This window comes from Kyrpidia sp. (assembly GCF_023512215.1).
In the GTDB taxonomy this organism is placed as follows: Bacteria; Bacillota; Bacilli; order Kyrpidiales; family Kyrpidiaceae; genus Kyrpidia; species Kyrpidia spormannii.
In genome coordinates this window covers 158523-178369 of record NZ_JAILZZ010000001.1, presented here as the reverse complement: position 1 = coordinate 178369, position 19847 = coordinate 158523, and the positions used below count along the sequence as shown (strand labels likewise).

Below are 19847 nucleotides of genomic sequence, written 5' to 3'. Positions count from 1 at the left end.
GGCTTTTGAATTCGCTTGTTCCAAGATTCACGTGTAATCCATGAGTTTTATGTGTGGCAATGACCGACCACGATGGGGAGAACGGGGGAGATCAGAATGGCACTTGCTGAGGAAATGGTCATTCAAGGACGTGTATTGGCCGGTAAAGTTGCGTTGGTCACCGGGGGCTCTCGGGGGATTGGCGCGGCCATCGCCCGGGAATTGGCCAGTCTCGGGGCGACCACAGTTCTCAACTATTGCCGAAGCGCAGAACAGGCTGAGGCTTTGGTGCGCCAACTCAGCGCGCACAATGATCGGGTTGCCGCCTTGAAGGCCGATGTTTCCCAACCGGAGGAGATTGATCGGTTGTGGAACGAAATTTCCGACAGATTTGGACCAATCGATATCCTCGTCAACAACGCCGGGATCACCCGAGACTCTCGGTTCCTCAACATGTCTGCAGCCCAGTGGGAAGATGTGATGCACACCAATCTGGACAGCATGTTCCACCTCACACAACGGGTTCTCCCCTCGATGATCGAGAACGGGTTTGGTCGCATTATCAACGTTTCTTCCATCATTGCCCAAACCGGCGGGTTCGGTCAAGTGAATTACTCCGCGGCAAAAGCTGGGATCATCGGATTCACCAAGTCCCTCGCCCTGGAGACAGCCAAATATAACATCACCGTCAACGCCGTGTGCCCGGGATTTATCTGGACGGATATGGTGGCGGCAGTCCCTGAAAAAGTTCAAGACAAAATCAAAGCGAAGATTCCTATGGGCCGGTTCGGCCTCCCTGAAGAAGTGGCAAAAGTTGTCCGGTTCCTGGTGGTGGACGGAGATTACATCACTGGACAATGCCTCAATGTGAACGGTGGCATGTACATGTAACATTCGGAGAAACTCGCCAAGCACGAAAGGGGAGCGATGATGACGGCAGAGAGTTGGCAGACCATGTGGAATGCGATGTTTTTTCAACAGGATGCCCTGGCCAGGATGGGCCACCGGTGGCTGGAACAAGCGCCGACAAGTTGGCGCCGGTACCGCAAAGCTGTGGAAATCCTCAGCCAGGCCGAGCCGCCGACCGGACAAACACCCAAGACCACAATCTGGCGCAAGAATAAGATGCGACTGTACCATTTCTCGTTACCCGGTGTGGAGCGTGTACACCAATTTCCGGTACTCATGGTGTACGCGATGATCAACAAACCCTACATCCTCGACATGGAGCCCGGACATTCCTTTGTCGAATTCCTTGTACAGCAGGGGTTCTCGGTTTATATGATCGATTGGGGTGTCGCTGGACCTGAAGATCGACACAACGGGTTTGGGGAGTACATGTTCGACTATCTCGACAAGGCCGTGGATCGGGTTTTGAGGCACGCAGGCGCGGACCGAATTCACATGTTCGCCTACTGCATGGGCGGAACGATGGGAGCGATGTATACCGCGCTTTTTCCCGACAAAGTCAAGGATTTGACCCTTCTCGCCGCGCCGATCGACTTTCGACATGCCCCGCTGTACAATCAATGGCTGCGCAAAGAGTATTTTGATGTAGATAAGCTTGTGGAAACATTCGGCAACGTTCCTCCCGAAGTGATTGATTTTGGCAACAAAATGTTGAAGCCCATGAGTAATTTCGTCGCTCCCTGGGTTTCGTTGTTGGATCGGGTGGATGACGAAACTTTTGTCCACAGTTGGAGGATGTTGAACAAATGGGTCAACGACGGAACTCCGTTCCCGGGTCAGGCGTACCGCGAGTGGATCCACGAGTTTTATCAGGACAACAAACTGGTCGAAGGGACACTGATCCTGCGGGACCGTCCCGTGGATTTAAGTCAGATCCGTTGTCCCGTTCTTCTGCTGACGGCCGAGCGGGACCACATCGTTCCCCCTCCACAAAGCGAGGCGCTGTTTGAACACATCCTAAGTTCCGATCGGACGGAATACCAATTCCCCGTCGGTCACGTCAGCCTCGTGTACGGCGGGACGGCCAGTAAGCGGGTATATCCGAGAACGGCTGACTGGTTGAAGGCACATGACGCAATGTGAACATGGTGTGAGGGACAGGGTCGCCGGACGCTCACGTGCACCGGCGGCCCGTCTGTCATCCCATTGACCGCTCGAACTCAAGGAATCCGGGACGATGCCGCTCCCCGCGTTTTACCATTGTCAATCGATTCAGAATCAGGTATCCTCAAGAAGGGGGTCGTTGACGCATCAGGTATGCGCATATGAATAGGGTATGTGTGAGTGCATAAAGTCTTCGCCCGCGGAACTGCAGAAACGGGCGGTGGGATGTGGTATGATTTTTGCTTATAAAAGACGGCATCCTGAGTTCATTGCTGAAAGGAGCCGTTTACATGGATGAGAAAAAGGTTCTTGACTTCACGGGTCAGGTTCTTGAACTGATCGCGAAAGATCAAATTTCCCCGGAAGAGGCACAATGGGTCACCCGAGAGACGATCGAAGGGTTCCAAGAATATGTAAATCCAGGATTTCTAGAATACCGGAAGTCTGTGACCTCGGGATCCTTGGACGCGGCCGTGGAATGGGCGGACGCGGGGCCGAACAGTTTTCGCGATGTCAACGGGAAGGAATATATCGATTGTCTCGGGGGATTTGGGATTTATAATGTCGGACACCGCCACCCCAAGGTCATGAAAGCGGTGCTTGATCAGTTGAACCGGCAAGCCCTGCACAGTCAGGATCTCCTCGACCCCCTTCGGGCTTTCCTGGCAAAGATCCTCGCAGACATCACTCCCGGCGATCTCAAATATTCATTTTTTACCAACAGCGGCACAGAGTCGGTGGAGGCGGCCATCAAGCTAGCCCGGGCGTACAACCCGTCGAAGCCCACCGTGATTGCGGCAACCCGGGCGTTCCACGGGAAGAGTTACGGCTCCTTGTCGGGCACGGCCAAAGGAGTTTTTCGCCGGCCCTTCGGCCCTCTTGTTCCGGGTTTTCGGCATGTTGTTTTCAATGACCTCGATATGTTGGAGAAAACCATGGAGGCCTGCCGGCTGACCGGGGACGACGTGGGAGCCGTTCTCCTCGAGCCGATCCAGGGGGAGGGTGGCGTCAATATTCCTGACGACGATTATTTGCCGGGTGTCCAGAAGCTTTGCCGGGAATACGGAGCCTTGCTCATTCTCGATGAAGTGCAAACGGGCATGGGCCGTACGGGCAAAATGTTCGCCTGTGAGCATTACGGCGTAACCCCGGACATTCTTTGCTTAGCTAAAGCCTTCGGCGGCGGAATCATGCCGGCCGGAGCGGTGATCGCCACCGAGGAGGTTTTCTCCACCCTGTTTGACAACCCGTTCTTGCACACCACGACTTTCGGCGGCAACCCCCTGGCTTGCGCCGCGGCCATCGCGACCATTCACGTCCTCCTCGAGGAGAACCTCCCCGCCCGGGCCGCGGAAATGGGCGAATACATGCTGGAGGGTTTGAAGCGGGCCGTGAAAGGACACGAGGACAAAGTCGTGGATGTGCGGGGCAAGGGGTTGCTCATGGCGTTAGAGTTTGTGGACGATCACGTGGGATTCGAGGTCGCTAAAGCACTGTTTGACCGAGGGGTTTTGGTGACCGGGACGTTGATCAACGCCCAGGTCATCCGGGTAGAACCGCCGCTCACCATCAAGAAAGAGCAGGCCGATCGGGTGTTCGAGGCGCTGGCAGACGCCCTGGCCCAAGTGCGAGTCGGGGCTGCGCAATAATGCCGACCAGCTCGCCGAGGGAGGCGCAGACCTTGTTCATGAGCCGTGTCCCGTCTGAAAAAGAGATCCCGCGGTTCTGCGGGTGGAACACCTTTATGAAGCTGCCGGCCGGATCCCCTGGAAGGCTCGGAGACTGTATTGGAGTGTTTGGGGTGCCCTTTGACGGGGGTACTTCTTACCGCGCCGGGGCCCGGTTCGGACCCCAGGCCGTCCGGGAGGCTTCCGCCACCCTTTATCCCTACCATCGCCACCACCACATACATTTGTTGGAATCGGCGGCCGTGGTAGATGGCGGCGATCTGTCCGTGATTCCCACTGATATTGAACAAACCCTGAGGTCGATCCACGGCCAAGTGGTGGAACGGGTGGGCCCAAGCGGCCGATCCCTGTTTCTGGGGGGCGACCACTCCGTCACTCTCGGATTGCTCCGAGGGATCTGTGAACTGCGGGGGCCACTCGCTCTTGTCCATTTTGATGCCCATTCGGATTTATGGGATTCTTTTTGGGGCGGGCGGTACAACCATGCGACGACCTTTCGACGGGCTGTAGAGGAGGGTTTGATTGACCCGAATCGCTCCATCCAGGTGGGTATACGAGGCTCTTTGGAAACTCGGCAGGAGGCGGAGTTTGCGAAGGAGTTCGGCATCGCGGAGATCAATGCGCAGCAGTGGCTGAAGACAGGCCCGGAAAAAACGGCCGAGGCGGTTCGCCGGCGGGTTGGCACAGGCCCTGTATATCTCAGCTTCGACATCGATGTCGTGGATCCGGCTTACGCCCCCGGCACAGGAACTCCAGAAGTCGGTGGCCCCTCCTCGGCCGTGGCGATAGAGACGCTCAGGGGATTGGCCGGGCTCAATGTGGCGGCGATGGACGTGGTGGAAGTGTCGCCGCCTTACGACCACGCGGACATCACCGCCTTGTTGGCGGCCACCGTGGCATGGGAAGGGCTTTTCTTGCTGGTTCAAGCACGTTCCCCGGCATGACCGGTCCCGGACGGGGGGTGGGTGCCTCGGCAGACGGAACCGCGGGGCGGGGGCCCAGGATGGAAGGAAGTGAGCACTGTGGAATTCGCCCAATGCCTTCGAGAAGTTCGATGGGTGAGGGGAGATGAAAACGTTCGGCAGATTGAACGGGAGGCCGGATCCCGGGGAGATCGGTATGTATTTTTCAAGGACGGTTCTTTGTACAAAGCCCTGGAGATTCGCATCGGCGCGGAAGCCGGGGCCGACGAACCCGATGGGGCCCTGCGCACCTGTTCCCGAAGTTTTCCCGTGCTCTGTGTCCCTGAACCTGAAGTGCCCTACCGAACTCTGGACCTTTTGTCGGAGCAGGTGACCCTGATCGATACGGATCAGGGCTTGCAGTACGTCGAACGCCAGGACTATCTCGTGTACCTCCTGACCTGCCGAGACTGGAATGTCGATTGGATCCGGCTGCTTCTTCACTCGATCCCCATGGGACTGATCGTATGCGATCGGTCGCGCCGGGTGGTCAACTATAACGCCAAAGCGCTTCGCATGCTGAAAAAATCCGAGGCGGACAGTCTCAACATGGCGTCGATATTCGGCGAGCAGGTCCTGTCCCAGGTGGTAGACCGGGGGGAGTTCGTCTTCAACCAGGTCTATATGCGGGAAGGACTGTTGGCCGATTTCGCCCCGCTCCAGGATCACGACGGTTCCATCAGCGGGCTGGTGGTGGTGCTTCAGGATCTTCCGCACATTGAGGAGATGGCCATGGAGTTGGATAAAGTGAAAAATCTCAACCGCGACCTCCATGCGGTCCTTGCCTCTTTGTGCGATGAATTGTTTGTCATTGATCCCGACGGGGTCGTGATCCGGGCCAGCCAAAGTAAAATCATCACCGCCAACCACGCTGCTGGCTCCGATCCTGTGGGACGCAATTTTTTCTCCGATGAAGCGTTTTCGGATCTACCCACCGATGTGGTGCGCCTGGTGATCGGGCAAAAGCGGCGCATCTCCATGGAATGGGAGTCGGGCCACGGGGTTCATATCCTGTTCGAGGCGAATCCCGTGCTTGATGAGTCCGGGCGTTTGATCCGGGTGGTGGTCACGCTCCGGGATATCACGGAGACTTCAAAGCTCAAAAAAGAATTAAAGGAAGTGCAATCCCAGTCGGTTCGATATAAACGGGAGCTGGAGGCCCTGAGGAGCCGTCTGGCTCCGGAGCGGGATCCCTTGGTTTGGGCGAGTCCGGCCATGGATCAAGTCATGCGCCAGGTGGAACGGGTCTCGCAGTACCCATCGACGATCCTCCTTCTCGGGGAATCGGGGGTCGGCAAGGAGGTGATCGCCCGGGCGATTCACGAGAGAAGTCCCCGCCGGGAACGTCCCTTTGTCAAGATCAATTGCGCGGCAATTCCGGAGTCGCTGCTGGAGAGCGAGTTATTCGGGTACACTCGCGGCGCTTTTACCGGTGCCAACGCCCAAGGCAAAATGGGCTTATTCGAGCAAGGGGACGGGGGAATCGTCTTCCTCGACGAAATCTCCGAGATCCCCCTCTCTCTTCAAGCCAAGCTGTTACGGGTCATTCAAGAAAAAGAAGTGTACCCCGTGGGCGGCGTTCATCCGCGCCAACTCGACGTCCAGATCATTGCCGCCACGAACCGGAACCTGAGGGAAATGGTGGAGTCCGGACAATTCCGGGAAGACCTGTATTACCGGCTGAACGTGATTCCCATTGAAATTCCGCCCCTTCGCCACAGGCCGGAGGATATTTCTCTCCTGGCTTTGCACTTTCTTCAAGAGCTGACCCGAAAATACGAACGGGAGTTGCGTTGGGGCAAAGGTGCACTGGAGAGCCTCCGGAGATACAACTGGCCCGGAAATGTCCGGGAGCTCCGCAACGTGGTGGAACGCTTGGTGGTCACCTGTGACAGCGATGTCATTGAGGCGGTTCACGTGGAGAGTATGCTCCCCGCCCGGAGGGGTCCGGTCAAAGTTTCGGCGATTGACGACATCATGCCCTTGCGGGAAGCCACAGAAATGGTGGAAGATCAGTTAATTCTGTTGGCGATGAGGCGGTACCACAGCACGACAAAGGCGGCCCGGGTGCTGGGAGTCAGCCAGTCCACAGTGAGCCGGAAATTCCAAAAGGCTATCCAGCGATTTCCCGATCTTTGGTGAAAAGGAACGTCCCCCGTGCCCATCGCGGGGACCATACGCGTGGCGTCATTTTTCAGAAAAAGGAGATGAAATTCATGGAGATTTATCGCATGTGGATCGGCGGAGAATGGGTCCAGGGCGAGGCGGGAGAGGAGAAGGTGATCCTCGATCCGGCGACGGGACAAGAAGTGGCCAAAGTTCCCGAGGCAACGCCTGGAGACGTGAACAGAGCGGTGGAAGCAGCGAGAGCTTCTTTTGAGCGAGGTACCTGGGCGGACGCGGCCCCGGGCGAGCGGGCTGCGGTTTTGCTGAAAGCCGCGGATCTTTTGGAACAGCAGGCCCAGGAATACGCCGAACTGGAAACCCGCCAAACCGGTAAGCCTTTGAAGCTGTCGGCATACTCCGACATCCCCGCGGCCATCGATAACATTCGCTTCTTCGCGGGGCTCGCCCGGCATATAGAAGGAAAGGCCACCGGGGAATACCTTCCGGGATACACATCTGCGATCCGCCGGGATCCCGTGGGGGTTGTCGCTTCCATCGCCCCTTGGAATTACCCGCTGCTGATGGCGATATGGAAGCTGATGCCGGCCCTGGCCGCCGGGAATTCTGTGGTGATCAAACCCGCCCCTAACACGCCGCTGACGACGCTGAAATTCGCGGAAATCCTGCATGAAGCCGGCCTTCCCGACGGTGTGATGAACGTCGTGACCGGCGACGGCCCCACGGTGGGCGCGGCCCTGACGAGCCACCCCGCCGTGAACATGATCTCTTTTACGGGATCGACCCAGACCGGGGCGAAAATCATGCAGGCGGCATCAGATACCACGAAACGCCTCCATTTGGAACTGGGGGGCAAGGCGCCGTTCATCGTATTCGACGATGCGGATCTCGAGGCGGCCGTTCAGGGGGCAGTGGTGGGCGCTTATGTGAACAGCGGCCAGGATTGTACTGCGGCCACCCGGTTTTATGTGCATCACTCGGTATATGACACCTTTGTGGCACAGTTCATCGATCGGGCCCGGAAGGTGCGGGTGGGACTGCCTGGGGACTGGACCACGGACATGGGCCCTGTGATCTCCCAGGTTCACCGGGACCGCATCGAAGGATATGTGGAGCGGGCCCGGGCGGCAGGTGCTGAGGTTCTGCTCGGGGGCAAGCGTCCGGCGGATCCAAAGTTGGCCGCCGGGTCCTACTATGAGCCGACGATCTTGGCCGGACTTGCCGACGACGCGGAAGCGTGTCAACGGGAGATCTTTGGGCCGGTGGTGGTGGTGATGCCTTTCTCCGACGAGGAGGAAGTCATTCGCCGGGCCAATGGGGTCGTTTATGGACTCGCCTCATCTGTCTGGACCCGAGATCACCAGCGGGCACTGCGGATGTCGAAGGCCCTCCGCTTTGGGACGGTGTGGATCAATGACCACCTGCCCCTCACGTCGGAGATGCCCCACGGCGGATTCAAGCAAAGCGGATTTGGAAAGGACCTCTCCGCCTATGCCCTGGAAGACTATACCGTGGTTAAACACGTCATGTCCGAACTGAGCGGGCAAGCGGTCAAACCCTGGCATTTTACAATCTTTGGCGACGTACCCCAGGAATGAAAGCGAGAAGATGCCTCAGGGCCCCCTCTCCGGTCTCAAGGAGGGGGCTCGTGAGTGGCTGGCTCTTACGAGTTTCCGCCACATGAGCGGACTGCACGTATGCGTCCCGGGCCCGGTCCGCCCCCGCGTTGTAAAAATCGACAGTGTTCAGTTCGTCCCGAATGGCGAACTTTACTCCTTCCTCAAAGGATGACGGTTCCGGACCCCGTGGTCCATGTACATCGCCTGGAATCCCCCTTTCTCCCACCCATCTGATGGTCATCCGTCCATGAAGGTGCCTTTCTCCCGGCCACCCAAGGTTTTCCGCCTCATCCGGACATACTAAAAGCAGCGCGGCCCGCCGGGCGGGCCGCGGAATCAGAGCTGCAGTGAGCTGTCGAGGAGGCTCAAACATGGATCAATACCATCGGATACCGTTTGCTATTGCGGGTGAGGGGGAGGAGACACCGGGCGCCCCTCCTCAGGCCACACCGCCCCCTTCCGGCCCTTTACAAGCGTTAGAACGATTGGGGCAAACCCAGGTTCCGGATGTGGACAGCGATCTGTATTGCATCACTATTATCGGGCAGATCGAAGGCCATATCGTTTTGCCCCCGCAGAACAAGACGACCAAGTATGAGCACGTGATTCCACAACTGGTGGCGGCGGAGCAAAACGACAAGGTGAAAGGGGTGCTCATCGTTCTGAACACCGTCGGAGGGGACGTGGAGGCGGGGTTAGCCATCGCCGAGATGATCGCGACCCTCACCAAACCGACGGTGACTTTGGTGCTCGGCGGGGGGCATTCGATCGGCGTGCCCATCGCCGTGGCCGGGCAGTACAGCTTTATCGCCGAATCGGCGACCATGACCATTCACCCGATCCGATTGACGGGTATGGTCATCGGCGCGCCAGCTTCCTGGGAGTACCTGGAGCGCATGCAGGAACGGGTGGTGCGCTTTGTGGTGGATCACTCCAAGATCTCTGAAGCCCAGTTTCGGGAATTGATGATGAAAACCGGAGAGTTGGCCCGGGACATCGGAACCACCGTGGTGGGCAAAGATGCCGTCCGCTACGGCCTGATCGACGAGATCGGCGGCATTGGTCGGGCGCTCGGAAAATTGCGGGAGATGGTGGACGCGGCAGCAACACGCCAACCTCCCCCGGGAAAGCCGGTGATCCAATGATTCTCTACACCGCGGTGCCTCTTTCCCTTGTTTTTGCAGGAGAAGCGCGGCCTGCTGCCCCCAAAATGGAAATCCGGGTCGGGTCCGCCTGCCTGGAAGTGGAGTCCATCGGCGCGGATCGCGTGCGGATCGTGCGTTTAATCAGCCCAAACCCCGCCGATTATCTCCGGCCGGAATACCAGCCGGGCCGCGAACTTTGCCTTTATCCCGGAATCCCATAACAATTTTGCCGATGCCAGCCGGGGCGAAACCGGCCCTGGAACCTCGTCCGGAAGGAAAAGCCGACTCCCTTGGAGAAATGTAGTAGAACGTACAGCGGTTTTTCCGAGGGAGTGGGCATGGCGTGAGTAAGGTCGAGCAGGCCAAGGAATGGATGAAAACGGAGATTACGGGGCTGGTCATTGTTGCGGCCTCCTTGATTTGTCTAGCGCAGCTGGGGTGGATCGGCCGATCTCTCGCTCACCTCGCCATGTGGGTGGCGGGGGGGTGGTATGTCCTCGTCCCCCTGGCCATGCTGTGGGTCGGGGGCTATGTGATTGTCAAAGGCCGCGCCCCTTCTTGGAACCTTCGGGTGACGGGAGTCTTTCTGTTTATCGCCGTTCTTCTCACCTGGGAGCAGCTCAACCTCTACACCTCCCTTATCCGCAGCCATCCTTTGACTCCACCGGATCTGTGGACGATCACCACCCACCGGATTGACCAGTTGTATTTGGCCAGCACCGGTGCAACCGAAGGCGGGCACCCCGTCGCACCCCCGGAGCGTGTGGGGGGTGGGGCGGTGGGGTATGCCCTTTTTTCTGCCACTCACTTTTTATTCGATACTTTAGGCACCGAGATCGTGTTGCTCATATCCGCCATGGTGGCGATCATTCTGGCCACCGGCCGGTCGGCCCTGTCAGTGTGGGAGACCTTGAAAAGGTGGGGTGTCCAGTTGGCTCAGGGGATTTCCACCCGCATCAAGGCCCTCGCCGACGCCTGGCGGGCGGCTTCCGAAGCGGATGCCCGAGCGGCCGGACGCCGTCGAACACCAAAGGGGGGCCGAAAGGCGTCCGAAGAAGCGTTTCCCATTCGCGATTTTTCCGAGGCCGGGGCGTGGGTCGAGGAGGAAGCGCAACCCGACACCGTCGTTGCTCCACCCGCTGTCGATGCGGGAACAGAGGCCGACGAGGACGACCCGGTTGCCGTTGTCGATGAGGCCAAATCCCGGATTCAAGTACGGCTGTCCAAGGACCGGCCATCTGGAGTTGGGCCGACCCCGGAGGAAGGAATCGTGGTGTCCTCCAGTCCCCTTGGACGCACGTACCACCTGCCGTCCATCGGGCTATTAAACCCTCCGCCGCCGGGACGACACGGGTCGGATCTGAAGGACGTTGCGGCTAATGCCCACAAACTTGAGCAAACCCTCGAAAGTTTTGGCGTAAAAGCAAAGGTGTTGCAGGCTTACCGGGGGCCAGCGGTTACCCGTTATGAGATCCAACCGGCCGTGGGCGTTAAAGTATCCAGGATCGTGGCCCTGACGGATGATTTGGCTTTGGCTCTGGCGGCCCCGGATATCCGCATGGAGGCTCCCATCCCGGGTAAGTCGGCCATAGGCATTGAGGTTCCCAACCGGGAAATCGCGATCATCCCCTTGCGGGAGGTGTTAGAAACCCCGGAGTTTAGTCAGGCGAAAAGCCCGCTCATCCTGGCTTTGGGCCGGGATATCGCTGGCGCGCCGGTGATGGCGGATCTCGCTAAGATGCCCCATCTACTCATCGCCGGTGCCACGGGATCCGGTAAGAGCGTATGTATCAACAGTTTGATCATCAGCCTGCTCTTTCGCGCCGACCCGGATCAAGTGAAACTTGTCATGATTGATCCGAAAATGGTGGAACTGGGGGTTTACGGGGGGATCCCCCATTTGATGGCTCCGGTGGTCACCGACATGAGGAAAGCGGCCGCCACTTTAAAAAAAGTCGTGGAGGAGATGGAAGGGCGGTACGCCTTGTTCGCCCGGGAAGGGGTCCGGGACATGGAACGGTACAACGAATTGGCCCATCGATTCGGACGCCCTCTCTTGCCATACATTGTAGTCGTGGTGGACGAGTTGTCGGATCTGATGATGGTCGCTCCTGGAGATGTGGAGGATGCGATCTGCCGCCTCGCCCAGATGGCCCGGGCGGCCGGGATCCACCTGATCGTCGCCACCCAGCGGCCTTCCGTGGACGTGATCACCGGGCTCATCAAGGCCAACATTCCTTCCCGGATCGCTTTCGCGGTCTCCTCCCAGGCAGATTCCAGGACGATCCTCGACATGGGCGGTGCAGAAAAATTACTCGGCCGGGGGGACATGCTGTTCCTTCCCGTCGGCGCTCCAAAGCCGATTCGGGTACAGGGTGCTTTTGTGTCCGAGGCGGAGGTGGAACGGGTGGTGGAAACGGTGAAAAACCAAATGCCGGCCCAGTACCGAGAAGATTGGGATGTGCCGGGCGGGGAAGAGAGTCCTCAAGAGGATTTGGACCCTTTGTTCGACGAGGCCGTCGCCCTGGTGGTGGGATCCGGGCAAGCATCGGTATCCCTTTTGCAGAGGAGGCTCCGCATCGGATACACCCGGGCCGCCCGGCTTATCGATCAGATGGAAGGGCGCGGCGTTGTCGGCCCTTTTGAAGGCAGTAAACCCCGGGAAGTTCTGTGGACTCCGGCACAGCTCGAACGGCGCCGGGGCTCTCAGCACTCCTGATGCCAGGCATCCTCGCACCCGCTGGCTCAGTTTTCGTAACCGAGGCGTCGGCCTTGTACCACCGGAGCGAAACCGGCGGCAAAGGCGGCACAACCGGCGGCAGTCAGAAAAAAACCGAGGCGAAAGGCGGTTTCGGTGGGCAAGACCAGAGCGCCAGCCATGAGAATCGTCAAAGATCCGAGGCGTCCGGCCGTGAGAAACCACTCTCGCATCAAAAAATATTGTCCCATGTGGGTGTCCGCTTGAGGAAGACCGCCTATGATATCCATGCTCGCGGCCCCGTAGGAGGCGGCGGCAAAGGGCACAGCCAGCGCATTGGCTGCACCAAAGATGTAGAGGGCTACCGAGCTGGGAAACAGGGTGGGCCCGAGCCCGGCTATGACGAGCACCGCAGCGGACAGCCACAACAGTCGACGGCGGGACCGGGCAGTGAGCCATCTTTCCACCAAGAATCCGCCCATCAGCGTCGCGGTGGAAGAAAGGATGAGATAGAGACCGCTGGCCGTCTCGGTGCCGGTGATGACGTACACGAACACGAGAGGGAGAGCGAGCACCAGTGACTCTCGGCTTCCCCACAGGAGACTCGCACCGAGGAGGCCCCGCCAGCTGCCGGACAGGGGAGGTACTTCTTTCCAATCGAATGGCTCCGGCGATGGAGGGGCGAGACGTCTGGATGTCCGGTATAATAGGACCAGCAACACAGTAACGAGGCCAAACAGGAGAGGGTGTTCCCCTCGCGGCAACGTGCGGAACACCATTTCAGCGGCCAAGGGCGTAGCAATCGAGGCCGTGGAGGCGGTGAAAGTGTGAAGCCGCTGGTAATGGTCCCGGGTGCGGGGGGCGGTGGCCCGTAGCCACTGTTTGTTGAATCCCCACCAGTAGAGGCCGATCCCTGAGCCGTTCAGAAATCCCGCCACGAGGGGGCGGTGCCCCAACCAGTGTTCCGCCAGAGCCGCCCAGACGGCCAGGGCGGCGAGGACCGCCGCCCCGGCGCGCATAGGGATGCCGGGGTCGAAGCGCTCCAGGATCCCTGCAAAAGCAAAACCGAGTCCGGCGAACAGAAACACGGCGGCTTGGTAGGTTAAAAAGGGAACCAGATCTGGGTAGGACGTCCAAATGACCAGGTTGAGCAGTGCCGTTTCCAGTGTGGTGGCGGCGGCAAACAGCCCGCCGACGAGGGCCAAGGTTCGCCCGGGGTTGACACCGCGGTTGCGGGCCATGCCAATCCCCCCTCTCCTTCTTTGAGACTAACCGGATTCACCACGCTTTACACACTGGGGATTTCGGGATTTTTTTGACATGGGGAGGAGCTCGAATTCATGGAGGACTGGTACTTCGAGTACGACATTCACAAAAACCGCCCCGGGCTTCTGGGGGATATTTCTTCTCTCCTGGGTATGCTATCCATAAACATCCTCACAATCAACGGCGTGGAAAACACTCGTCGGGGTCTTCTCATTCAAGTCGAAGACCGGCAAAAAATTTCGGTGCTGCGCCAATTGCTGAGACATGTGAACAGCATCCAGGTCACCGCTCTCCGGCAGCCCACGTTGATCGACCGCATCGCCCTGCGCCACGGCCGATTTATCGCCCGGGAGTCGAGTGATTTAAAAACCTATAAATTTACCCGAAACGAGTTGGGAATCCTGGTGGATTTTTTGGGGGAGCTGTTGAAGCGACCCGGGCATCAGGTGATTGGGGTGCGGGGGATGCCCAGGGTGGGGAAGACGGAGTCCATCGTCGCGGCGAGCGTTTACGCCAATAAACATTGGACCTTTGTCTCGTCGACGTTAATCAAGCAAACCGTTCGCACCGATTTTGACCCGGACGAGCGCAATCCGTCCACCAACGTCTATATTATTGACGGCATTGTGTCCACTCGAAGGGCCGGGGAAGAACACCGCCGGCTGGTTCGAGAAGTCTTGAAAATCCCTGGTCCGAAAATCATTGAGCATCCGGATATTTTCGTGCGCCATTCGGAGTACGGATGGGATCTGTTCGACAGGATCATCGAATTGCGGAATACCCCGGACGAAGAAATTACGTACGAAGAGTTGCCTTGTGTGTTGAGTGATTATGAGTAAAACCACCGCCCAAGGAGGAGGAGCCATGGAGGACGTCGGGCAATTGCTCCGGAAAACCCGGGAGGGCCGGGGGTTGACTCTGGAGGAGGTCGCCGAAGCGACGAAAATCCGTTCAGTATACCTAGAGGCGATTGAACGGGGGGATCTGAGTGCGCTGCCCCCAGGGGTTTATGCCCGAGGGTTTGTACGGGCGTACGCTGAGTTTCTCGGATTGGACGGAAATGAGGTGTTGATCCAGTCGGGACTGTCGGCGCGTGCCGCCCCGCTGTCTCAGGAAGTCTCAGGGAATGGGGACGTGAGTACCCTGTCTCAGCCCGGCCGCATCCGCCGAGCCATCCCACAAATTGCCGCGAGCGCGGCCCTCCTGGCCGTGTTGCTTGGCGGGTACTGGTTTCTCGCAAACCGGCACCCCGGTTCGGCGCCCCCTGCGTCCCAACCGAATGGCACGACCGCTTCACAGTTGCCAGCAACCCCGCCGGCTACCCAACGTCCTCCTGCCCCCGCGGCTCCTCAACCGGTGCTTCAAGTGGTGAAGCGCAATGCTTCTCAATATATGGTGGATGTGGAGAGGGTGGATCAATTACAGGTCGTTTTACGGGTCGGACCCCATCCGTGCTGGATTGATGCGGAAGCGGACGGCCACCCGGTCGAGCAGAGGACATTGCAACCGGGGGAAACCAGAACCTTTACAGGAAATCAGGAGGTGAGGATTGTGGCGGGTCGGGCGTCCTCGTTAACCGTCACGGTCAATGGTCAGGAGCTCGAGCCGGTTACCTGGGACGTCCTGACCTATACGGTGAAGAAAAGCTCCTCCTGAGGCACGGCGTCGGGGAGGCTGCGCATAGTTGCGATCGGTGCGGCGATACTAACGGTACCTAGGGTGAGAGGGGGACTGTCATGGATCGCCGTACGTTGATCGCCATGACATTGACAGCGACCATATCGTTGTTTGCAACTGGATGCGGGGTATCCCGAGAGGCCAATCCTGGAACTCCGGCCCCGGCGCCCGCGCCGGCTCCAGCACCGGGGGGGGCTCCGGCTCCGGTGCCCGCGCCGGCACCCCGTGCAATGGGCGTGCGGGTGGCGGACGACCTGGCGCAAAAAGTCGTTCAGATTCCCGGCGTTCGCGCCGCTACGGTCTTTGTGTCCGGAGATACCGCCTATGTGGCCTTGGATCAGGGAACCACCCAAGGACGGCCGCCGGCACCCGGTGGTGTGGCGCCCGGACAGCCAGCGCCCAGTCCTTCACCCAGCGGCGGAGCCACTTACGGACAAACCGATGTGGCGGTGTCCAATCAATTGAAACAACGGGTCACCGACGTGATTCGAAAAGCGGATCCGTCGATTCGCATCGTCCGGGTCAGCGCCAACCCGGCGGTGATGCAACGGTTTCAGACGTTCTCCCAAGATCTTCAAAACGGTCGACCTGTTTCAGGGGTTGCCGATCAATTTCGGGCATTCGTCCAACGGCTGTGGCCGGCACCTTATTATTGAGGCACTACAATCACAGGCAAAGCCAGATTGGTGATGAATGCTCCCGGTTGACATCGGCGGCTCTGCGAACCCGGAAACCACCCGGTTTCCGGGTTTCCTTTTTTCTCCCTGGACTGTGGTATAATATACCGTGGTGATGGGAGGGAGTGCCGTGGCCAAAGAGAATAGTTTTGATATTGTCTCCAGGGTCGACCTCCAGGAAGTGGATAATGCCGTCCATCAAACGATGAAGGAACTGGAGACCCGTTTTGATTTCAAAGGCAGTGTCAGTCGCGTGGAACGCCAGGGGGAGGAACTGGTGATTCTCAGCGACGATGAATATAAACTCCGCAGTGTCATCGATATTCTTCAGGGAAAGCTGATTAAACGCGGAGTGTCGTTAAAAGCGCTGCAATCCGGCAAGATTGAGCCCGCCGCCGGGGGAGCGGTGCGCCAACGGGTGAGTATTCGTCAAGGGATTGATGCGGAAAACGCCAAACGGATTGTCAAAATCGTGAAGGATAGTAAGCTCAAAGTCCAGGCAGCTGTTCAAGGCGATCAAGTGCGGGTTTCCGGAAAAAGCCGGGATGACCTGCAAAAAGTCATTCAATTGGTCAAAGCTGCGGACCTTCCGTTAGATGTCCAGTTTACCAATTTTCGTTAAAATGGTAATCTGAGCGCCTGTACACGCCCAACAGGTTTGGAGTATACTGTAGTGTACATGTCAATCGACGGCGGTTGGAGGATTCGTAATGGGGCGTCGGATTGCGGTGGTCACCCTCGGGTGTGAAAAAAACCAGGTGGATTCCGAGGTGATGATGGGCCTCATGGAACGCTGGGGGTTTTACTTGGTCGCTGATCCCCAGGAGGCCGATGTCATCGTCGTGAATACCTGCGGGTTCGTCGACCAAGCCAAGGCCGAATCGGTGAACACGATCCTTCAGATGGCTCAGTATAAAGAAACCGGTCATTGTAAAGCCTTGGTGGTGGCCGGATGCCTCGCCCAGCGTTATCAGGAGGAACTCATGCGGGAGATTCCCGAGATTGACGGGATGCTTGGAACGGGCGAGTTTCACCGCGTCCCGGAAGTGGTGGAACAGGCTTTGGCGGGCAGGCACCCGATGCGATTTGGAAATCCTGTGTATCTCTATGACGAGGTCACTCCTCGAAAACGAATTGGTCTGCCGTATTCTACCTATGTAAAAATCGCCGAAGGATGTGACCACGGCTGCACTTTTTGTGCCATTCCCTTAATGCGCGGAAAGTTTCGCAGCCGCCCGATCCCGTCCATCGTTGAAGAGGCTCGGCGCCTGGCCGCGGATGGGGTTCGGGAGATCAGTCTGATTGCCCAAGACTCCACCCAGTACGGTTTGGACTTGTACGGTCGGCGAAGGTTGCCCGACCTGTTAACAGCCTTAAACGATGTGGATGGATTGCGGTGGATTCGCCTGCATTATGCGTACCCGGGTTATTTTACCGACGAGTTGATCGACGCGATGGCCGGGTTGCCCAAGGTGTGCAAGTACGTAGATTTGCCGCTGCAGCATTCCGAAGACGAGGTTCTTCGGGCCATGCATCGCCCGGGCCGAAAAAGTCAAGTTCGGAAGCTGTTGGAGCGGATTCGAACCCGCATACCGAACGTGGCGATACGCAGTTCGTTTATCGTGGGGTTTCCCGGGGAAACCGAAGAACAGTTTTTGCGGCTGGCTGATTTCGTAGAAGAGATGGCTTTTGACCGGATCGGAGTTTTTGCCTTCTCACGGGAGGAAGGTACCCCTTCAGCTTCCATGGAAGGCCAGATTTCCGAAGCGGAAAAGGAGCGCCGGGCAGCCTGGTTGATGGAAGTGGGGCGAAAAGCCTCGGCGGCCCGTGGAGCGGCCCGGGTGGGCCAGGTGATCGATTGCCTGCTCGAACGTCAAGACGACCGGCGCCCGGATATCTGGATCGGTCGCTCCGAGTACGACGCTCCGGAGATCGACGGACAGGTTTTTGTGTCTGGTGTAAACGGGCGGCCCGGGGAATTCGTCAAAGTGCGAATCACCCATTCCTTCGATTTTGATCTGGCCGGGGAGGGCGTCTAGGTGAATCTGGCCAACCGCATCACCATCGCCCGCATTTTCCTGGTGCCGGTTGTCATGTTTTTCCTCTTGGTGCATTATAACTTCGGTCGAGTGTCTCTGGCGGGGCATGTGCTGACGGTCAATGAAATCGTGGCTGCGCTGATTTTTGTCGTCGCCGCAAGCACCGACGGGTTGGACGGGTACATTGCGCGAAAGCGAAGGATTGTCACGAACTTCGGGAAGTTCCTCGATCCCTTGGCGGACAAACTCCTGATTTCGGCGGTACTCATTTCCCTGGTGGAAATGCACCGGGTCGAAGCCTGGGAAGCGATCGTCATCATCAGCCGGGAATTCGCGGTGACGGGATTGCGGTTGGTGGCGGCAGCGGAAGGCACAGTCATCGCCGCAAGTCGGATGGGTAAGTTGAAGACGGTCACCCAGATCGTGGCGGTCGTCGCGTTAATGATGAACAATTTGCCTTTCGCGTACGTCGGCATTCCGGTGGCAGCCTGGATCATGTACCTGGCCGTACTGATCACTGTCATTTCCGGAATCGATTATTTCGTGAAGAATAGACACGTGATCGGGTTTGGGAAAACTTGAGCGAGCATGACGGGAAACTCGAATCACGAGGCGGGGGCAGCGGGATGAAGGCGGAAATCATCGCTGTGGGTACGGAACTCTTGCTGGGGCAGATTGCCAACACCAACGCCCGGTTCGTTTCGGAACAATTGGCTCTGGCGGGGGTTGGGGTATACTTCCATACAGTGGTGGGGGATAACCGAGGCAGGCTGTTGAGTGTGTTACAGACGGCCCGGCAGCGATCCGACCTCGTGATCTTGTGTGGCGGATTGGGGCCGACCGAGGACGACTTGACCCGGGAGACGGTGGCGGAGTTTCTCGGGCGGCCTTTAGAGCTTCACCCGGAAGCGCTTCGTGCGGTGGAAGGGTATTTTTCTGGGTTGGGCCGGGACATGCCGGAAAACAATCGCCGCCAGGCCATGGTCATTCAGGGAGGGAACATGATTCCCAATCCCCGGGGAACGGCGCCGGGACAGTATGTGGAGGCGGAGGGGCGGCGGTACGTCCTTTTACCCGGCCCCCCCACGGAGTTAGAACCCATGGTCAGGGAATCGGTGATTCCGTTGGTGCAAACCTGGATGGGCGGGAACGAAACCATTCGTTCCCGGGTGCTTCGCCTTTACGGGATCGGCGAATCACACCTGGCGGAACGGATTGCCGATTTGTTGGCCGCCCAAGATAACCCGACGCTGGCCCCTTTGGCCGCCGAAGGGGAGGTCACTCTCCGGTTAACCGCCCGGGCTGCCTCGGAAAAAGAGGCGTGGGAGCGGATCGCGCCGCTGGAGGCAGAGCTGCGCCGGCGCTTGGGGCGATATATCTACGGCGTCGACGAGGAAACCCTGGAGGTGGCCGTGGGGCGAGTTTTACAAGCCCGAGGAATGACCGTTGCCACCGCCGAGAGCTGCACCGGCGGGCTCCTGGGAGAGATGATCACCAACGTTCCTGGGAGTTCCCGGTATTTTGTCGGCGGAGTGATATCGTATAGCAATGATGTGAAGAAAGCGGTTCTGGGCGTTTCCGGGGAGATCCTGGAACGGCTCGGAGCGGTGAGCGAACCGGTGGCCATCCAGATGGCTCAGGGAGTCGCCGAGCATCTCGGAGCGGACTGGGGAATTGGAATTACCGGGATCGCTGGGCCGGACGGCGGTACGGAGACAAAACCGGTGGGTTTGGTGTATATCGCAGTCCATCATCGGAATGCGGATTCTTGGGTAAAAGAATTTCGATTTCGTGGAGACCGCCGCCAAGTGCGCATTCGGGCCGCCAAAGCGGCACTGTTCGCCCTGTGGCGAAAACTCGGGGCGATGGATGAAGGGTTAAGTCCTGCAGAAAGGTGAGA

At 58.5% G+C, this 19847-nt stretch carries 17 protein-coding genes; 16 read left to right on the top strand and 1 reads right to left on the bottom strand.

Features of this window, described 5'->3' with window-relative positions:
- The first annotated feature begins 96 nt into the window (after positions 1-96).
- From fabG to K6T64_RS00850, 9 genes are all read left to right on the top strand, one after another.
- Positions 97-870 carry a 3-oxoacyl-[acyl-carrier-protein] reductase gene (gene fabG, locus K6T64_RS00885; RefSeq protein WP_288008222.1) on the top strand — a complete coding sequence of 258 codons (774 nt, stop codon included), beginning with the start codon at positions 97-99 and terminating at the stop codon, positions 868-870.
- A 75-nt stretch (positions 871-945) separates the two neighbouring features.
- The gene (gene phaC, locus K6T64_RS00880) at positions 946-2031 is read left to right on the top strand and encodes a class III poly(R)-hydroxyalkanoic acid synthase subunit PhaC (RefSeq protein WP_483306120.1); all 1086 of its coding nucleotides are present in this window, start codon (positions 946-948) and stop codon (positions 2029-2031) included.
- Between the two features lie 311 nt (positions 2032-2342).
- Entirely contained in the window at positions 2343-3701 is a 1359-nt protein-coding gene (locus K6T64_RS00875) for a putrescine aminotransferase (protein ID WP_288008220.1), read from the top strand.
- Positions 3702-3739: 38 nt separating this feature from the next.
- The gene (speB, locus tag K6T64_RS00870; RefSeq protein ID WP_170100066.1) at positions 3740-4684 is read left to right on the top strand and encodes an agmatinase; all 945 of its coding nucleotides are present in this window, start codon (positions 3740-3742) and stop codon (positions 4682-4684) included.
- 69 nt (positions 4685-4753) lie between these two features.
- Entirely contained in the window at positions 4754-6844 is a 2091-nt protein-coding gene (locus tag K6T64_RS00865) for a sigma 54-interacting transcriptional regulator (RefSeq protein ID WP_133121264.1), read from the top strand.
- Between the two features lie 74 nt (positions 6845-6918).
- A complete protein-coding gene (locus K6T64_RS00860; protein ID WP_288008219.1) occupies positions 6919-8424 on the top strand; it encodes a gamma-aminobutyraldehyde dehydrogenase in 1506 nt (501 codons plus the stop codon).
- A 392-nt stretch (positions 8425-8816) separates the two neighbouring features.
- Positions 8817-9590, top strand: a complete 774-nt coding sequence (locus K6T64_RS00855) for a ClpP family protease (RefSeq protein ID WP_170085618.1) — start codon at positions 8817-8819, stop codon at positions 9588-9590.
- Positions 9587-9811, top strand: a complete 225-nt coding sequence (locus tag K6T64_RS16810) for a YlzJ-like family protein (protein WP_353737777.1) — start codon at positions 9587-9589, stop codon at positions 9809-9811. Before K6T64_RS00855 ends, K6T64_RS16810 begins: the two co-directional genes overlap by 4 nt.
- A 152-nt stretch (positions 9812-9963) precedes the next feature.
- Complete coding sequence (locus tag K6T64_RS00850) at positions 9964-12309, top strand: FtsK/SpoIIIE family DNA translocase (RefSeq protein WP_288008285.1); 2346 nt, start codon at positions 9964-9966, stop codon at positions 12307-12309.
- Between the two features lie 26 nt (positions 12310-12335).
- On the opposite strand, the gene K6T64_RS00845 is transcribed toward K6T64_RS00850, so the two are convergent.
- Positions 12336-13529: a hypothetical protein gene (locus K6T64_RS00845; protein WP_288008218.1), complete on the bottom strand. Its 1194-nt coding sequence runs from the start codon at positions 13527-13529 to the stop codon at positions 12336-12338.
- A gap of 99 nt (positions 13530-13628) precedes the next feature.
- Here K6T64_RS00845 and K6T64_RS00840 point away from each other — a divergent pair, with 99 nt between their 5' ends.
- The 7 genes from K6T64_RS00840 to K6T64_RS00810 all read left to right on the top strand — a co-directional run bounded on the left by K6T64_RS00840 (position 13629) and on the right by K6T64_RS00810 (position 19845).
- On the top strand, positions 13629-14393 hold the full coding sequence (locus K6T64_RS00840) for a DUF3388 domain-containing protein (RefSeq protein WP_100667746.1): 765 nt from the start codon (positions 13629-13631) through the stop codon (positions 14391-14393).
- A 25-nt stretch (positions 14394-14418) separates the two neighbouring features.
- Positions 14419-15210 carry a helix-turn-helix domain-containing protein gene (locus tag K6T64_RS00835; RefSeq protein ID WP_170085615.1) on the top strand — a complete coding sequence of 264 codons (792 nt, stop codon included), beginning with the start codon at positions 14419-14421 and terminating at the stop codon, positions 15208-15210.
- 80 nt (positions 15211-15290) lie between these two features.
- Complete coding sequence (locus K6T64_RS00830) at positions 15291-15887, top strand: YhcN/YlaJ family sporulation lipoprotein (protein WP_100667744.1); 597 nt, start codon at positions 15291-15293, stop codon at positions 15885-15887.
- Positions 15888-16038: 151 nt separating this feature from the next.
- Positions 16039-16530, top strand: a complete 492-nt coding sequence (locus tag K6T64_RS00825; protein WP_100669320.1) for a YajQ family cyclic di-GMP-binding protein — start codon at positions 16039-16041, stop codon at positions 16528-16530.
- A gap of 88 nt (positions 16531-16618) precedes the next feature.
- Positions 16619-17947 carry a 30S ribosomal protein S12 methylthiotransferase RimO gene (gene rimO, locus K6T64_RS00820; protein ID WP_170085613.1) on the top strand — a complete coding sequence of 443 codons (1329 nt, stop codon included), beginning with the start codon at positions 16619-16621 and terminating at the stop codon, positions 17945-17947.
- Entirely contained in the window at positions 17948-18529 is a 582-nt protein-coding gene (gene pgsA / locus K6T64_RS00815; RefSeq protein WP_100667742.1) for a CDP-diacylglycerol--glycerol-3-phosphate 3-phosphatidyltransferase, read from the top strand. It begins immediately after the preceding gene.
- 44 nt (positions 18530-18573) lie between these two features.
- The gene (locus K6T64_RS00810; RefSeq protein ID WP_288008217.1) at positions 18574-19845 is read left to right on the top strand and encodes a competence/damage-inducible protein A; all 1272 of its coding nucleotides are present in this window, start codon (positions 18574-18576) and stop codon (positions 19843-19845) included.
- Positions 19846-19847: the final 2 nt, after the last annotated feature.

What these genes read in the sequence shown, in the direction of transcription:
- fabG (WP_288008222.1), top strand. Translation starts at nt 97, where the DNA reads ATGGCACTTGCTGAGGAAATGGTCATTCAAGGACGTGTATTGGCCGGT.
- phaC (WP_483306120.1), top strand. Translation starts at nt 946, where the DNA reads ATGTTTTTTCAACAGGATGCCCTGGCCAGGATGGGCCACCGGTGGCTG.
- K6T64_RS00875 (WP_288008220.1), top strand. Translation starts at nt 2,343, where the DNA reads ATGGATGAGAAAAAGGTTCTTGACTTCACGGGTCAGGTTCTTGAACTG.
- speB (WP_170100066.1), top strand. Translation starts at nt 3,740, where the DNA reads ATGAGCCGTGTCCCGTCTGAAAAAGAGATCCCGCGGTTCTGCGGGTGG.
- K6T64_RS00860 (WP_288008219.1), top strand. Translation starts at nt 6,919, where the DNA reads ATGGAGATTTATCGCATGTGGATCGGCGGAGAATGGGTCCAGGGCGAG.
- K6T64_RS00855 (WP_170085618.1), top strand. Translation starts at nt 8,817, where the DNA reads ATGGATCAATACCATCGGATACCGTTTGCTATTGCGGGTGAGGGGGAG.
- K6T64_RS16810 (WP_353737777.1), top strand. Translation starts at nt 9,587, where the DNA reads ATGATTCTCTACACCGCGGTGCCTCTTTCCCTTGTTTTTGCAGGAGAA.
- K6T64_RS00850 (WP_288008285.1), top strand. Translation starts at nt 9,964, where the DNA reads ATGAAAACGGAGATTACGGGGCTGGTCATTGTTGCGGCCTCCTTGATT.
- K6T64_RS00845 (WP_288008218.1), bottom strand. Translation starts at nt 13,529, where the DNA reads ATGGCCCGCAACCGCGGTGTCAACCCCGGGCGAACCTTGGCCCTCGTC.
- K6T64_RS00840 (WP_100667746.1), top strand. Translation starts at nt 13,629, where the DNA reads ATGGAGGACTGGTACTTCGAGTACGACATTCACAAAAACCGCCCCGGG.
- K6T64_RS00835 (WP_170085615.1), top strand. Translation starts at nt 14,419, where the DNA reads ATGGAGGACGTCGGGCAATTGCTCCGGAAAACCCGGGAGGGCCGGGGG.
- K6T64_RS00830 (WP_100667744.1), top strand. Translation starts at nt 15,291, where the DNA reads ATGGATCGCCGTACGTTGATCGCCATGACATTGACAGCGACCATATCG.
- rimO (WP_170085613.1), top strand. Translation starts at nt 16,619, where the DNA reads ATGGGGCGTCGGATTGCGGTGGTCACCCTCGGGTGTGAAAAAAACCAG.
- K6T64_RS00810 (WP_288008217.1), top strand. Translation starts at nt 18,574, where the DNA reads ATGAAGGCGGAAATCATCGCTGTGGGTACGGAACTCTTGCTGGGGCAG.